Genomic DNA, 15,296 nt, shown 5'->3' on the forward strand with positions numbered 1-15,296 from the left:
GACAGACACTCTTCAATCAGTGATTGCTTGAGCGCTAGGTTGTATTTCGTCATGGAACACCCTCCCGAGGGGTCAGGTGTCCAACATTCGGGGGGCAGTTCACGTAAGGGCGGAACCAATAGCCGCCGTGACCGCAGCAACGGATATGTACACAAACCCAGAAAAGAGTGGTGTAGAGACTCACGCCGCGATGGCGGTATCTCAGGTTAGGAACACTTGCCTGACACACCGCTATCGCGGGCAAGCCCGCTCCCACACAAGCCCACAAAAGCCCGCTACCACATTTGCCCGGGGATCAGCCCCGTTCGCGCGGAATCAGGCTCTGCAACTGCAAGGCCAGAAAATTGGCATCAAAGGTGAACGTGTCCGGGTCTTTCAAACCATTGGTTTTCTTCCACAGCCAATCATCATTCCCCGGCAACAACACCAGCGAAATACTGCCGTAGCGAGCAGCAGTCAGCCCCATGACCGACAACGAAATCAACCCACCCGCCCCCATCACATCCGGCACAAACTCCACCGGTTTGCCTGCGATATGAATGGTCAGTTTCTCGGTCTTGAAAGTCGACGTCTCCACCGGCACGCTTGGGCCAGACGCCACATAAGCCTCACGCTGCACCTCCAGCAAACCATCACGCTTGACCGGCGCCAACCACTGCTCGATCTCGCCGTACAGCTCAGTGATTTTCTGGGTCCAGCGGGCTGACTGCACCTCGAACTGCTGGCGCTTGTGCGCTTCGCTGTCGGCGTAGTGACGAAGCATCTCGCCCAATTGCTGTACATCGTCCATTGCGGTGTTCCTCGGGGACTGCAAACAACGATCATGGCAGATGCAGCAGCGCCGCGTATGACTAACGCTCACTGGTTGGGTAAGGTGTGGCTTTCGCCTATTCGCTTGAGGAGCTTTGCATGCGCACCATCGGCCTAATCGGCGGCATGAGCTGGGAGTCCAGCGCCGAGTATTACCGGATCATCAACCAGCAGGTACGCGACCGGTTGGGGCCGCTGCGCTCGGCACAAATCCTGCTGTACAGCGTCGACTTCGGTCCGGTGGAACAGGCCCAGCACGCCGGGCGCTGGGATGACGCGGCGCTGATCCTGCAAGACGCCGCGCGCCGCCTGCAAGCCGGTGGCGCCGACTGCATCGTGCTGTGTACCAACACCATGCATCTGCTGGCGCCACAGATCGAAGCCGCCGTATCGCTGCCGTTTCTGCATATTGCCGATGCGGCCGGCGCGGCGGCGGTCAAGGCCGATACCCTGACCGTCGGCCTGCTGGGCACCGCGTTTACCATGGAACAGGATTTTCTCAAGGCGCGCCTGGCAGCCCAGGGCTTGAACGTGCTGGTGCCCGACGCAGCAGAACGCCACGCCGTGCACCGGATCATTTATGAAGAGCTGTGCGTCGGGGTGATTAGCGAGACCTCACGCCAGGTTTACCAGCAGGCCATTGCCAACCTCGCAGCCCGTGGTGCCCAGGCGATTATCCTGGGGTGTACCGAAATTGGCCTGCTGATCAAACCCGAGCACAGCCACCTGCCGTTGCTCGACACCACCGAGCTGCATGCACAGGCTGCGGTGGCGTTTGCCCTGGGGGATCAGGCGGTCTGACGCAGGCGGGCCATGCTCAGGGCGTCGACAAATACGCCGTCACGCACGGCGTAATCGCGCAGCCGGCCTTCAGTCTCGAAACCGAACTTGCGGTACAACGCCTGGGCCGGCTCGTTGTCGACATACACCGTCAGTTCCACCCGGTGCAGGTTCATCCAGTTGTCGGCCACCTCCAGCGCCGCGCCCAGCAGTTGGGTGCCCACGCCCTTGCCCTGCCAGGCCACGGCCACCCCCATGCCGATACTGCCGACATGGCTTTGCCGACTGCGCGCATATTGCTCCAGGGTGCAGTTACCAATGACCTCGCCCGCCTGCACCGCCACCAGCCTGAGCAGTCGCTCATTGGTATCGGCCAGGCGCTTGCGCCACACCTCCAGCGACTGGAACGGCATCTGCAGCACCTGACGGCACACGGCCGGGTCGTTGTAGAGCGCACGCATGCCTTCGAGATGGCTTTCGGCAAAGCGCTGGATCACGATCGTGGAATCAGGTGTAGGCATTGTGTTTCATCCTTTGAAAGACAAGTGGCCGAGCAGTGTAGGCGGCGACAGCAAGCGCTGTCATCCGCGGCTACGTTGCGCGCCCAAGCGCCACACCCGCGCAATATCCGCCGCCCGCTCACGCAGCAACCGCGGTGCTTCGCTACAGGCCTGCTCCAGGCTCATCGGCCCGCCAGGCAAAGCAAACGCGGCGTCGACGCCATGGGCGTACATCTGCTCGTAGCCCTCGCCCAGCGTGCCAGCGATCACGATCACCGGAACACCGTGCAGCTTGGCCACCCGCGCCACGCCAAACGGGGTTTTGCCGCGCAGGGTCTGTGCGTCGAAGCGGCCTTCGCCGGTGATCACCAGGTCGGCGCCGCGCACGGCGTGTTCCAGGCCCACCAGTTCGGCGACCACCTCCACACCCGGGCAAAACTGCGCGCCGAGGAAGGCCTTGGCGGCAAAGCCCAGACCACCGGCCGCGCCGCTGCCCGGCTCGTCGCGCACGTCTCGGGGCAGCACCTCGGCGCAGTGGTCGGCAAAGTGTCCGAGGGCCTGGTCCAGTTGCTCGACTTGGTGTGGGTTGGCGCCTTTTTGCGGGCCGAAAATCGCTGAGGCACCGTGGGGGCCGCACAGGGGGTTGTTGACGTCGGCGGCGATGTCGAAACGCACCTGGGCCAGGCGCGGGTCCAACTGCTCAAGTTTGATCCGCGCCAGCTGCGCCAGGGCCAGGCCGCCGCGCGCAAGGGGTGTGCCTTGGGCGTCGAGCAGTTGCACGCCCAGGGCCTGCATGGCTCCGGCGCCGCCGTCATTGGTGGCGCTGCCGCCGATCGCCAGGATGATCCGCTGGGCCCCGGCGTCCAGGGCGGCGCGGACCAGCTCACCCGTACCGAAGGTGCTGCTGGAGCAGGCATCACGCTGCCCCGGCGGGACCCGTTGCAGGCCGCTGGCTTCGGCCATTTCGATGATTGCCGTGGCACTTTCAGCCAACCAGCCCCAGTGCGCCTCAACGGTGCCGCCCAACGGGCCTTGCACGGTGCAACTGCGCAATTGCCCGTGGCAGGCCGCGAGCACCGACTCCACCGTGCCTTCACCACCGTCCGCCATCGGGCACTGGATCAGTTCGGCATCCGGCCAGACCTGGGCCAACCCTTGGGCAATGGCCTGGGCCACGCCTTCGGCACTCAGGCTGTCCTTGAACGAGTCGGGGGCGATGATGACTTTCATGGGCTTTCTCCGGTTTTTATGACGCCCATGCTGCCAGTTGGCACCGGCAATGACGCCTGTCCAATGCACAAGCGTGGCAGGGGTTTGTTGTTCATTTCTACAAAAGCGCCTCCTACAGGGTTTGCGGCAGCAGTTGCACCCCCAGGTACAGCGCGAGCATGCCATCCAAGGTCAGGGGATCGACACCGCTCAATTCGGCAATGCGCTCCATGCGGTAGCGCAGGCTGTTGCGGTGGATGCCCAGGGCGTCGGCGCACGCTTGGCTTTGCCCGTCGTGTTCGCACCAGCTGCGCAGCGTTGCCTGCAGTTGGCCGTTGGCGTCCTTGGCCAGGACCTTGCGTAACGGGTTGAGCAGTTCGTCGAGGGCGTCGTCGTTGCGATGGCGCCAGAGCATCACCGGCAACCGATAGCGGTTGAGGGTCAGCAGGCGTGACTGGGGCAGTACGTCGCGGCCATAGGCGAGCAAGTCCGCCACCCGCCGATAACAGCGGCGCAAGCCGGCCAACCCATCGGCCTGGCCACCCACGGCGACCCGCAGGATGTTCCAGCCCGAGGCCTCGAGTTTTTCCAGCAGGCGCGGGTTGTCCATCGGCACCGCCGCCGGGCGGCACCACAGCAACGAAAACTCTGCGGAGCTGACGCACCAACTGTCCGGGTATCGGGAGGCCAGCCAGGCTGCCAGGGCTTCGGCGGTCTGCCCCGGGCCCAGTTCAAACAGATAGGGGGTGCGCGGCAACTGCGGCTTGAGCCCCAGTTGCTGGGCCTCATCCACCAGGCGCGGCGATTCGCCGCTGTCGGCCAGCAGCAACGCCAGCAGATCATCACAACGTTGACGTCGCCATTGCTGCTCCGCCTGTTGATGGCGCTGGCTGACCAGCATCTCGGCGGTCATGCGCACCAGTTCGGCATAGGTGCGCAGCAACTGCGGTTCACCACTGATGCCCAGCACGCCGATCAGGCGCTGATCATGCAGCAGCGGCAGGTTGATCCCCGGCGCCACACCCTTGAGGTGCTTGGCGGTCTGGCTGTCGATTTCCACCACGCGACCGTTGGCCAGGACCAATTGCGCGCCTTCATGGCGGGTGTTGATGCGCTCCGGCTCGCCGCTGCCGAGGATCAGGCCCTGGCTGTCCATGACGTTGACGTTATAGGGCAAAATGGCCATCGTGCGATTGACGATATCCTGCGCCAAGTCATGATCGAGTTCGAACATGGGGCTAAATTCCTTGAAAGCGCTGCATTACGCGATTGTTCAAAGGCACAGCGCAATGGATGGATCGCTGTGCGGGGGCACAAAGACATGGCACCGTCCCGTGACCGAGACTCTTGGGGCGATCAACGTTACCCGCGCATCGCGAAAAATCATAATAAAGAGAGAACGCCATGTCACAGAGCGCCGCCGCTACCCTGGCCAACGATGACGACAAAAACGCCGTCTACAAGCGCATCACCCTGCGCTTGATCCCCTTCATTTTCATCTGCTACCTGTTCAACTACCTGGACCGCGTCAACGTCGGCTTCGCCAAGTTGCAGATGCTCGACGCCTTGAAGTTCAGTGAGACCGTGTACGGCCTCGGGGCCGGGATCTTCTTTATCGGCTACGTGCTGTGCGGCGTGCCGAGCAACCTGGCGTTGACCAAGTTCGGTCCACGGCGCTGGATTGCGCTGATGATGATCACCTGGGGCACCCTGTCCACCTGCCTGCTGTTTGTGACCACGCCGACGCACTTCTACACCTTGCGCCTGTTTACCGGTGCCGCTGAAGCGGGCTTTTTCCCAGGCGTGGTGCTGTACCTCTCGCAGTGGTTCCCGACCTTCCGCCGTGGGCGGATCATGGCGCTGTTCATGTCGGCAATCCCGGTGTCCGGCCTGCTCGGCAGCCCGTTCTCCGGCTGGATCCTCAACCACTTCGCGGCGGGCCAGGGTGGCCTCGCGGGCTGGCAGTGGATGTTCCTGCTGCAAGGTGTGCCGACGGTCATCCTCGGCGCCCTCGCCTACTTCCTGCTCAGCGACAGCTTCGCCAACGCCAAATGGCTGACCGCCCATGAGCGCGCAGTGCTCGAGGCCGACCAGGCCACCGACCTGGCCAACAAGCCCAAGACCACCACTGATTCGCTGCTGGAAGTGTTCAAGAACCCGGCGATCTGGGCGTTCGGCCTGATCTACTTCTGCATCCAGAGCGGCGTGTACGCCATCAACTTCTGGCTGCCGTCGATCATCAAGAACATGGGCTTTAGCGATAACCTGGTGATCGGCTGGCTGAGTGCGATCCCTTATCTGCTGGCGGCGGTGTTCATGTTGCTGGTGGGCCGCTCCGCCGACCTGCGCAAAGAGCGCCGCTGGCACCTGGTGGTGCCGATGCTGATGGGCGCTGTGGGCCTGATCATCGCGGTGAACTTCGCCACCACCCCAGCCATTGCGATCCTTGGCCTGACCATCGCCACCATGGGCGCCCTCACCGGCCTGCCGATGTTTTGGCCGGTGCCTACCGCCATGCTCAGCGCCGGCGCGGCCGCGGGCGGCCTGGCTTTGATCAACTCCATGGGCCAGATGGCGGGCTTCTTGAGCCCGTATGTGGTGGGGTTTGTGAAAGACGCCACCGGGTCCACCGACCTGGCGCTGTACCTGCTGGCGGCGGTGATCGTCGCGGGTAGTGTGCTGGCGTTGCGCATGACCCGGACCCTGAAGGCCTGACACGGCACAAAAAATGTGGGAGCGGGCTTGCCCGCGATAGCGGTGGATCAGTCCTATATATTGACTGACACGCCGCCATCGCGGGCAAGCCCGCTGCCACATTGGGTTCGGTGTTTACAGCAAACCGCCGCCGTCGATGTCGATCACGCTGCCGGTCATAAAGCCATTTTCCATGGCCATCAAATAACCCGCCGCCACCTCCTCCGCCTGCCCCACACGCCCTACCGGCAACGCCCCACCCGCCTTGGCGAACATGCCCTGACGCTGTTCCTCAGGCATCCCCGCGTATGCCGGCGTGTCGATCACCCCTGGGCTGACCACATTGACCCGCCGTGGCGCCAGTTCCTTGGCCAACTGCTTGCCCAACGCTTCGGTCGCGGCATTGATGCCGACCTTGATAAATTGCCCCGGCACCAGCTTGCGCCCGAGCTGCCCCGAGGTGAGGACGATGCTGCCGCGCTCGTCGAGAAAAGGCAGCGCCTGCTGGATTGCGCGCAAGGCGCCCCAGAGCTTCACATTGAAGTTGTCCTGGGCCAGTTGCAGGTCGGTGTCCTGCAGGTGTTTGGCCTGGACCGCCGGACCCGAGGTGAACACCAGGTGATCAAAACGCCCCACCGCTTCGAACAGGCGCTGCAGGGCGGCGCTGTCGGTGACGTCCACCGGCTCGCTGCGCACGCCGTTGTCGACCGTCGACGACAGGCGTCGCCCGGCCAGTACCACGTGCGCGCCACGGGATGCCGCCTGTCGGGCGACTTCGGCACCAATGCCGCTGCTACCGCCAATCACCACCACGGTTTGGCCCTTGAGGGGAGATGTCATGGGAACTGCCTCGTCCTGAAAAAATGAGCGTTCATCTTCCCAGCTTGGCAATCATGGAAAAATCCCGGTAAAACGACAGGATCTTTAAAGGATTTTTACAAATGAGCTCAATCCTTGACCTGGAAGTGTTTGTGCGCACCGCCGACAGTGGCAGCCTCTCGGCGGCCGCCCGCAGCCTTAGCCTGACCCCGGCCGCCGCCAGCATTGCCCTCAAACGCTTGGAGACCCGCCTGGGCATGCGCCTGCTGGCCCGCTCCACCCGCAGCATGCGCCTCACCGAAGAAGGCCGGCGCTACCTGGACAGCGTGCGGGTGGCCCTGGAAGCCCTGGCGGAAGGCGAACAGGCGATCAAGCAACACGGCCAGAGCCTCAGCGGCTTGCTGCAACTGTCCGCGCCCTCGGATTTCGGACGCAATGTACTGCTCGGTTGGCTGGACCAGTTCAAGCGCGAACACCCGAATATCCGCCTGCAATTGCTGCTTAACGACAGCAACGCCGACCTGTTCCGCGAAACCGTGGACATCGCCCTGCGCTTTGGCGTGCCAAGGGATTCCAGCCTGGTGGCGCTGCCGGTGGTCGCCGATCACCGCCGTATCGCCTGCGCCAGCCCCGCGTACCTGGCACGCCACGGCACACCCCAGGTGCCGGCCGAGCTGACGCAGCACAGCACCCTGCGCTACATGCGCCAGGGCCGGGCCAACAGCACCTGGTATTTTCGCCAGGGCACGTTGCTGGAAGAGGTCGAAGTGGGCGGCGACTACCTCAGTGATGACGGGGAAATCGTGCGGCGCTGGGCCCTGGCCGGCCACGGTATTGCCTACAAGGCCAACCTGGATGTAGCCGGTGATATCAAGGCCGGGCGCCTGGTGCCGTTGTTCGGCGAATGGCAAGGCGAGCCCACGCCCTTCAACCTGATGTGCCCCCATCGCCTGCAAGTGTCGGAGCGGGTCAAAGTGCTGCATCGCTTCTTGCAGGCGCGCGCTGGCGAACTGCTCGCCGAATAAGCGGAACACGGCACAAAAACGCTGTGGCCAACGCGGTGGTAGGCACCGAGCCACCGACGTCGGGCTTGTTCTAGAGCCTTGCTCTCTGGTATTGCATAGCAACTGTCTGCGCTTTTGAGGAGTCCTCCATGATTTACCGCACACTGGGCCAGTCCGGGCTCAAGGTCAGCGCCTTGACCCTGGGCACCATGATGTTTGGCGAACAGACCAACACCGAAGACTCGCTGCGTATCATCGACAAGGCCTGGGACCAGGGCATCAACTTTATCGACAGCGCCGACGTCTACACCGGCGGGCGTTCGGAAGAAATCGTCGGTGAAGCCATCAGCCGCCATCGCGTCGATTGGGTCGTCGCTTCCAAAGTCGGCTTCGGCCCGCCGGATGGCCTGCCCAACCGCAGCGGCCTGAACCGCAAGCGCATTTTCAACGCGCTGGAAGCCAGCCTCACCCGGCTCGACACCGACTACCTGGACATCTACTACCTGCACCGCGAAGACCACGACACCCCACTGGACGTCACGATTTCGGCGATCGGCGACCTGATCCGCCAGGGCAAGATCCGTTACTGGGGGCTGTCCAACTACCGCGGCTGGCGCATCGCCGAAGTGGTGCGCGTGGCCGAACGCCTGGGGGTCGACCGGCCGATCATCAGCCAGCCGCTGTACAACATCGTCAACCGCCAGGCCGAGGTGGAGCAGATCACCGCCGCAGCCGCCTATGGCCTGGGCGTGGTGCCCTACAGCCCGCTGGCCCGCGGGGTGCTCAGTGGCAAGTACGCGCCGGATATCAGCCCCGAAGCCGGCAGCCGCGCTGCGCGCCAGGACAAACGCATCCTGGAAACCGAATGGCGCGTGGAATCGCTGCGCATTGCCCAGCAGATCCAGCAATACACCCAAGGCCGTGGCGTGGGGATTGTCGAGTTTGCGATTGCCTGGGTTTTGAACAACCAGGCGGTCAGCTCGGCGATTGTCGGGCCGCGCACTGAGGCGCAGTGGGATGCCTATACCGGGGCGCTCGATGTGAAGATCAGTGCTGAGGATGAGGCGTTTATTGACTCACTGGTGACGCCGGGGCATGCGTCGACACCGGGATTCAATGATGTGGGGCATTTTGTTTCCGGGCGCATCCACCGCCCCTGAGCCCCTGTGGGAGCTGGCTGCCTGCTCCCACATCAGCCCAGCGGCACATCCAGGCTGACCTTGACCCGGTCCATCACCACGATGCTGCGAAACCATTTGATATTGCGGTTCTCGTAGAACAGCGTGCGGGCCAGGGTTTCGTAGGCCTTCATGGTCTCCACCACAATCACCAGCATAAAGTCCGCATCGCCGGTGACGTAATAGCACTGCTGCACCTCGGGGATCGACATCTGCACCTTGAGCACATCGAGGTCCTCGATGTGGGTGCGTTCGGCGTGCACCTCCACCAGGATCGTGATCGGCTTGCCCACTGCATCCTGATTGACCACCGCCGTATTCGCGCTGATCGCCCCGCTCTGCTCCATGCGCTTGATGCGCCGCTGCACGGCGGCGGTCGACAGGTTGACCTGTTCGCCAATCACACGCAGCGCGGTGGTGTTGTCGCGTTGCAGGTGCTTGAGAATCGCGCGGTCGAAATCATCCAGGGGCGGCTGGGGGCTGACGGGCATGCTGGCGAACCTTGGAGGTGAGAAAATTTCCCATAAGATGCCGTAAAACAGAGCAAACGTCTCACCTCAAAAGCAATATATTCCCACCTGAAATTCCCCCCCTCTTTTGTTTGAATCGGTTTGGCGAGGACTGTGTGTCTAAAGGTGTTGTTTTATCGGTAGCGGCCTCGGTGTTGTTTGCCGTGATGTATTACTTCACATCACTGCTTGCGCCCTTGAGTGGCCTGGAAATTTTCGGCTGGCGCATGCTGCTGACCGTGCCGTGCATGACGGTATTTATGGTGGTCAGCGGCGAGTGGCGTCAGGTGTGGCAATTGCTGCGATTGCTTGCGGGCAAGCCACGGCTGATCGGTGGGATTGTGCTGTCGTCGGTGCTGCTGGGGGTGCAACTGTGGCTGTTTATGTGGGCGCCGCTCAATGGCCGCAGCCTGGATGTGTCCCTGGGCTACTTCCTGCTGCCGCTGACCATGGTCCTGACCGGGCGCCTGGTGTATGGCGAAAAACTCTCGCGATTGCAGCTGATCGCAGTGGTGTTTGCGGCGATTGGCGTGCTTAACGAGTTGTACCAGGTGGGTGGTTTTTCCTGGGCGACGCTGCTGGTGATCATCGGTTACCCGATCTACTTCGTGCTGCGCAAACGCCTGGGCACCGATCAGCTGGGCGGCCTGTGGCTGGATATGGCGCTGATGCTGCCGGTGGCCTTGTGGTTTGTTCAAAGTGGCGAACAGGGCTTCGCCGTGCTGGATGCACACAAAGGGCTGTATGGATTGATCCCGATGCTCGGGCTGATCAGTGCTTCGGCGCTGGTGTGCTACATCATCGCCAGCCGCCTGTTGGCGTTCAGCCTGTTCGGCCTGCTCAGCTATGTGGAACCGGTGCTGTTGCTGGGGGTGGCGTTGCTGCTAGGGGAAAGCATCGGGCCGGGTGAATGGCTGACCTATATCCCGATCTGGCTGGCGGTGATGGTGCTGGTGTTCGAAGGGTTCAAGCATCTGGTGCGTCAGCGCCGGGCTTGAACGGGAAAGGTGTAGGAGCCGGCAAGCCGGCTCCTACAGGGGGCTAGGATCAGTCGGTGGTCAACACACCACGACGAACCTGGTCACGCTCGATCGACTCGAACAGGGCCTTGAAGTTGCCTTCGCCGAAACCGTCATCACCCTTGCGCTGGATGAATTCGAAGAACACCGGGCCCATCAGGGTTTCCGAGAAGATCTGCAACAGCAGGCGCTTGTCGCCGGCCACGGACGAACCGTCCAGCAAGATACCCCGCGACTGCAACTGCTCCACCGGTTCGCCGTGGTTTGGCAGGCGGCCTTCGAGCATCTCGTAGTAGGTGTCCGGCGGCGCGGTCATGAAGCGCATGCCGATCTTCTTCAACGCGTCCCAGGTCTTGATCAGGTCGTCGGTGAGGAAGGCTACGTGCTGGATGCCCTCGCCGTTGAACTGCATCAGGAACTCTTCGATCTGGCCGGCGCCTTTGGACGACTCTTCGTTCAACGGGATGCGGATCATGCCATCCGGGGCGCTCATGGCCTTGGAGGTCAGGCCGGTGTATTCGCCCTTGATGTCGAAGTAGCGCGCTTCGCGGAAGTTGAACAGCTTCTCGTAGAAGTTGGCCCAATAGACCATACGCCCGCGATAGACGTTGTGGGTCAGGTGGTCGATGACCTTCAGGCCGGCGCCCACTGGGTTGCGGTCCACGCCTTCGATAAACACGAAGTCGATATCGTAGATCGAGTTGCCTTCACCGAAACGGTCGATCAGGTACAGCGGCGAGCCGCCGATGCCCTTGATGGCCGGCAGGTTCAGCTCCATCGGGCCGGTTTCGATATGGATCGGCTGGGCACCCAGCTCCAGGGCACGGGTATAGGCCTGTTGCGAATCCTTGACGCGGAACGCCATGCCACACACCGACGGACCGTGCTCGGCGGCAAAGTACGAAGCGATGCTGTGGGGTTCGTTGTTGAGGATCAGGTTGATCGCGCCCTGACGGTACAGGTGCACGTTTTTCGAGCGGTGGGTTGCCACCTTGGTGAAGCCCATGATCTCGAAGATCGGCTCCAGGGTACCCGGGGTCGGCGATGCGAATTCGATAAATTCAAAGCCCATCAGGCCCATTGGGTTTTCGTATAGATCTGCCATGATTTGGCGCCTCATCATCTTTTTTAGAATTAAGTAAATTAATTGCCAGCAAGGATGAGGTGAGCAGGTGGCGCACAGGAAATGCCCCGCACGCTGCGGGCGAGGAAGTCACCGTAGATGAGTTGGAACCCGAGTAGCTTCATGGTTGAGTCATTCTCTTACGGGCGTCTCTGACGGACGAGGCCTGCATGGAAACAGGCGCTTATTCTTGTATGCGTAAACCGATTCTACACAGCGTAAACAGCTTTGTCCGTATTCCTTATCAAATCCCTATGCCCAGGCGGGCGCAAGGGGTTTATTGCCCAGATAGATGCCCGGCAGGATCAACGGGCGCGGGTTGCATCAGGGGTGGCAGGGCAAGATCCAGGCTGGCCTGGGGGGCAACCATGCCCTGCTGATCGCTGGGGACTACCTGCCCGCCCACGACCAACGCGACGTCATGGAACGTCACACGGAAAGGCGACGGGTTGAAGACACGCAGGACCGCCGGTTTGCCGGTGTGCAGCGTCCAGATCAGTTGCCCCGGCGCATCCAGGGGGCTACCCGACAAGCCCTGGGGCCGGAAAAACACCTTGGTGCGAATGCGAAAGGCGAAACGCAACTGGTTCTGGCGCTCTGCAGCCGCGAATGCTTCCGGCTGGCGGGTCGCGGGCGGCACCTCCAGCACGTTGAGCCAGAACAGCGATTCCCTGTCCCTGGGCAGCGGTTCCTGGGTATACGCCAGGCGTATGGCCTGGCTCTTGCCCGGATCCAGGCGAAACACCGGCGGGCTGAGGGTGAACGGCACCTCACTGTGCTCGGCAGTCAGCCGTGCATCACCGCCATCCAGCCACACCTGCACCAGGCGCGCGGCATGCGCGTCATCGTTGCTCACCTGCACGGTGATTTCCCTGCGCGGCTCAGGGTAAATCTGCCGGGTGCCACTGATGATCACCCCGGCCTGTGCCTGCCCGAAGACCAGGCACAGGCAGAGCGCTGGCTTGCACTTTGTCCAGGACCACCGGAAAGTTCGCACCGGAGCCCGCGACACCACCGGTCCCGCCACTGATCGTGCAGGTGGTGCCGGTGATTTCGCCGGTCAGGGTGATGGTGCCATCGGCGGCAGTGGCCAACGGTACGGCAAGCCCGCAAGCAAGCAGCAAGGCAATCGCCAGGACATGGTTTTTCATACACGTGTTCCTAAGGGTTAAGGCGAGCCCCGGTCAGACGACGCGCAGGCACAAGCCCGCCCGCCGAGTTCGAGCTCAATGCAGCAAAACTGTTGGTTCTTGAATGGCAGCCTCTTCACGAGACTGAAGTTTTTTCTGACAGGCACTGATCCAAGCAACAACGCAATAGACCAAACAATTTTTTCTCGTCAAAATATGTTGCAAAGTTTGGCAAGATTAAAAAACACGCACAACTAACCAAGTCGTTAGGTCTACGCTTTGCTAATGCCATAGACCAACTATCATTGTTACTTCAGACGTACTGCCTGTAGCCGCTACCAGGCCCTTCCCTCACTTTGCTACAGGCTGCGTAAATGCCACTTACCCTCAAAGGTCCGCGCAAGCGCGCCGCCCGCTCCTTGATCACGGTCCTGTGCGGCCTGCTGCCGATTCTGCTGGGAGTGGCCATCCTGCACCTCCAGGCCAAACGCACCCTGGAGCACAGCACGTCGCAGACGGCGACCGAGGCCGTGCGCCAATTCGACCTGATGCTCGACAACACCGCCCGTGCCGCCCAGGAACTGCTGCCGCTGGCGGGCAAGGCCTGTGACAACGCGGTGCAACTGGCGCTGCGCGAGCAAGTCACACGGCGCCCCTTTGTACGCGCAACCACCTTGTCGTGGAAAAAATCCATTTATTGCACCTCGCTGTTTGGTGACACCCACGTGTCTGCGGTCAATCCTGACGACTACGTCGAGGGTCGCCTGTGGCTGATGAATGGCAACCCGGTCACCCCCGATACCGCCCTGTTGGTGTACCGGCTGGTGGAGGGCGACAAGGCTGCGTTTGCTTCGATTGACGGTTACCACCTGACCAATGCCCTGCGCCTGATCAGCCGCTACGCGGACCTGGTGTTGCAGGTCGGCCCCAATTGGTTGGGCAGCGACGGAAAAGTCAAAAACAGTGCGCCGCCGGAGTTTCCCGTGGCCCACCAGCACCTCGCCTCCCAGCGCTACGCGTACAGCGTGGAAGCCGGCATGCCCGAAGGGGAAGTCTGGCGGTATATGGAAGCCCGCTACCCGGCGCTGTTCAGCCTGCTGGTGTTTTTCGGCGTGCTGGCCGGCGTACTGGCGCACTGGGTGCAAAAACGCTCCTCCGCCCCCACCCACGAACTGCAGCGGGCGCTGGGCGCCAATGAGTTCGTGCCGTATTACCAACCGGTGGTTCGTGGCGATAACCTTCAATGGGCCGGCTGTGAAGTCCTGATGCGCTGGCAGCACCCCAAGGAAGGCCTGGTGCGCCCCGACCTGTTTATCCCCCTGGCCGAGCACTCCGGGCTGATCGTGCCCATGACCCGCGCCTTGATGCGCCAGGTCGCCACACAACTGGCGCCCCATGCCGATCGCCTGGGCAGCAATTTCCATGTGGGGATCAATATCACCGCCCGGCATTGCCAGGATCTGGTGTTGGTGCAGGACTGCCGGGAGTTCCTCGCCGCCTTCAAGCCGGGCCAGGTACTATTGACGCTGGAGTTGACCGAGCGCGAACTGATCGAACCCACCGAGGTCACCCGCCAGCTGTTCCAGGCCCTGCACGAACTGGGCGTGATGATCGCCATTGATGACTTCGGCACCGGCCACTCCAGCCTGGGTTATTTGCGCAACTTCAATGTTGACTACTTGAAGATTGATCAAAGCTTTGTGGCCATGATCGGAGCCGATGCGTTATCGCGGCATATACTCGACAGCATCATTGAGTTATCCGGCAAGCTTGATTTGGGCATCGTCGCCGAAGGCGTGGAAACCCAAGAGCAATGTGACTATCTGGCCGCGCAAGGTGTGGACTTCTTGCAGGGCTACCTGTTTGGTCGCCCGGAGCCTTTTGACGCATTCATTAAATCTTTGCGGCGCGATTGAATATCCATCTAGCATCAGATGAAAAATTGTTATTTATACAAAAGACGTGATTTACTCGTGGCGCATTAACTACTACAATTTTTCCTGCCTGCGCCGAATCGGCAGGAGAACCACTTTTACCGAGTCATGCTGAGGCTCTTGGCTTATAGCTTTGTTTGCAGTGGGTATCAGCCAAATACACTATTGGAGTAAATATTTTGTCCAGACTCGCCGAATTTCGTGCCGCAGAAAAAGCCCTTCAAGAACAGCTTGCCCAGCTGGAATCCCTGAAGAACGACGCTGGCCTGAAGAAAGAAATCGAATTTGAAGAAAAGCTTCAAGGGCTGATGAAAACCTACGGCAAGAGCCTGCGCGACATCATCTCCATCCTTGATCCAAACCCAGGCAAGTCGGGGATCCAAGTGGCAGCCGCCCCCAAAACCCGCCGCGCACGCGTGGTCAAGGTGTATCACAACCCGCATACGGGTGAACTGATTGAAACCAAGGGCGGCAACCACCGCGGCTTGAAGGCCTGGAAAGAACAGTATGGCGCTGCCACTGTAGATTCCTGGCTGCGCGGCTAATACAGGCGCACTAATAAAAAGCCCCGCTGATGCGGGGCTTTT

At 61.6% G+C, this 15,296-nt stretch carries 16 protein-coding genes; 7 read left to right on the plus strand and 9 right to left on the minus strand.

The window, feature by feature from the left end; genetic code table 11:
• Positions 1–295: 295 nt before the first annotated feature.
• Positions 296–790, minus strand: coding sequence for a hypothetical protein (locus JFT44_RS21070; RefSeq protein WP_057440074.1), 495 nt, complete (start codon positions 788–790; stop codon positions 296–298).
• A 119-nt stretch (positions 791–909) separates the two neighbouring features.
• On the opposite strand from JFT44_RS21070, the gene JFT44_RS21075 reads away from it, so the two are divergent.
• Positions 910–1,611 (plus strand): aspartate/glutamate racemase family protein, encoded by a 702-nt coding sequence (locus tag JFT44_RS21075; protein WP_128593739.1) that lies wholly within the window; start codon positions 910–912, stop codon positions 1,609–1,611.
• Here the strand turns inward: JFT44_RS21075 and JFT44_RS21080 are convergent.
• The 3 genes from JFT44_RS21080 to JFT44_RS21090 all read right to left on the minus strand — a co-directional run bounded on the left by JFT44_RS21080 (position 1,599) and on the right by JFT44_RS21090 (position 4,533).
• On the minus strand, positions 1,599–2,111 hold the full coding sequence (locus JFT44_RS21080; protein ID WP_115128132.1) for a GNAT family N-acetyltransferase: 513 nt from the start codon (positions 2,109–2,111) through the stop codon (positions 1,599–1,601). The two genes, JFT44_RS21075 and JFT44_RS21080, sit on opposite strands and share 13 nt — an antisense overlap.
• 60 nt (positions 2,112–2,171) lie before the next feature.
• Positions 2,172–3,320: a glycerate kinase gene (locus JFT44_RS21085; RefSeq protein ID WP_169990273.1), complete on the minus strand. Its 1,149-nt coding sequence runs from the start codon at positions 3,318–3,320 to the stop codon at positions 2,172–2,174.
• A 112-nt stretch (positions 3,321–3,432) separates the two neighbouring features.
• Positions 3,433–4,533 (minus strand): sugar diacid recognition domain-containing protein, encoded by a 1,101-nt coding sequence (locus tag JFT44_RS21090; protein ID WP_057959635.1) that lies wholly within the window; start codon positions 4,531–4,533, stop codon positions 3,433–3,435.
• 170 nt (positions 4,534–4,703) lie between these two features.
• On the opposite strand from JFT44_RS21090, the gene JFT44_RS21095 reads away from it, so the two are divergent.
• Positions 4,704–6,014, plus strand: coding sequence for an MFS transporter (locus tag JFT44_RS21095; protein WP_032860575.1), 1,311 nt, complete (start codon positions 4,704–4,706; stop codon positions 6,012–6,014).
• 114 nt (positions 6,015–6,128) lie between these two features.
• On the opposite strand, the gene JFT44_RS21100 is transcribed toward JFT44_RS21095, so the two are convergent.
• The gene (locus tag JFT44_RS21100) at positions 6,129–6,833 is read right to left on the minus strand and encodes an SDR family oxidoreductase (protein WP_169990260.1); all 705 of its coding nucleotides are present in this window, start codon (positions 6,831–6,833) and stop codon (positions 6,129–6,131) included.
• Positions 6,834–6,934: 101 nt separating this feature from the next.
• Here JFT44_RS21100 and JFT44_RS21105 point away from each other — a divergent pair, with 101 nt between their 5' ends.
• Positions 6,935–7,837: a LysR family transcriptional regulator gene (locus tag JFT44_RS21105; RefSeq protein WP_120732901.1), complete on the plus strand. Its 903-nt coding sequence runs from the start codon at positions 6,935–6,937 to the stop codon at positions 7,835–7,837.
• Positions 7,838–7,965: 128 nt separating this feature from the next.
• Complete coding sequence (locus JFT44_RS21110; protein WP_198831106.1) at positions 7,966–8,976, plus strand: aldo/keto reductase; 1,011 nt, start codon at positions 7,966–7,968, stop codon at positions 8,974–8,976.
• 32 nt (positions 8,977–9,008) lie between these two features.
• Here the strand turns inward: JFT44_RS21110 and JFT44_RS21115 are convergent, their stop codons facing one another.
• Entirely contained in the window at positions 9,009–9,485 is a 477-nt protein-coding gene (locus JFT44_RS21115; RefSeq protein WP_120732899.1) for an Lrp/AsnC family transcriptional regulator, read from the minus strand.
• Between the two features lie 134 nt (positions 9,486–9,619).
• Between JFT44_RS21115 and rarD the strand changes: the two genes are divergently transcribed.
• Entirely contained in the window at positions 9,620–10,501 is an 882-nt protein-coding gene (gene rarD, locus JFT44_RS21120) for an EamA family transporter RarD (RefSeq protein ID WP_057440120.1), read from the plus strand.
• 49 nt (positions 10,502–10,550) lie between these two features.
• On the opposite strand, the gene hppD is transcribed toward rarD, so the two are convergent.
• The 3 genes from hppD to JFT44_RS21135 all read right to left on the minus strand — a co-directional run bounded on the left by hppD (position 10,551) and on the right by JFT44_RS21135 (position 12,796).
• The gene (hppD, locus tag JFT44_RS21125) at positions 10,551–11,627 is read right to left on the minus strand and encodes a 4-hydroxyphenylpyruvate dioxygenase (protein WP_057440066.1); all 1,077 of its coding nucleotides are present in this window, start codon (positions 11,625–11,627) and stop codon (positions 10,551–10,553) included.
• Between the two features lie 295 nt (positions 11,628–11,922).
• Entirely contained in the window at positions 11,923–12,561 is a 639-nt protein-coding gene (locus JFT44_RS21130) for a fimbria/pilus periplasmic chaperone (RefSeq protein ID WP_307830399.1), read from the minus strand.
• A complete protein-coding gene (locus JFT44_RS21135; protein WP_162947726.1) occupies positions 12,527–12,796 on the minus strand; it encodes a fimbrial protein in 270 nt (89 codons plus the stop codon). Before JFT44_RS21135 ends, JFT44_RS21130 begins: the two co-directional genes overlap by 35 nt.
• Before the next feature lie 353 nt (positions 12,797–13,149).
• Here JFT44_RS21135 and JFT44_RS21140 point away from each other — a divergent pair, with 353 nt between their 5' ends.
• Both JFT44_RS21140 and JFT44_RS21145 read left to right on the plus strand, forming a co-directional pair.
• Positions 13,150–14,691, plus strand: a complete 1,542-nt coding sequence (locus tag JFT44_RS21140; protein ID WP_169990256.1) for an EAL domain-containing protein — start codon at positions 13,150–13,152, stop codon at positions 14,689–14,691.
• A 197-nt stretch (positions 14,692–14,888) separates the two neighbouring features.
• Positions 14,889–15,254, plus strand: coding sequence for a histone-like nucleoid-structuring protein, MvaT/MvaU family (locus JFT44_RS21145; protein WP_029294664.1), 366 nt, complete (start codon positions 14,889–14,891; stop codon positions 15,252–15,254).
• The last annotated feature ends 42 nt before the right edge of the window (positions 15,255–15,296 follow it).

It is taken from the genome of Pseudomonas sp. MF5691 (assembly GCF_016405645.1).
Lineage (GTDB): Bacteria > Pseudomonadota > Gammaproteobacteria > Pseudomonadales > Pseudomonadaceae > Aquipseudomonas > Aquipseudomonas shahriarae.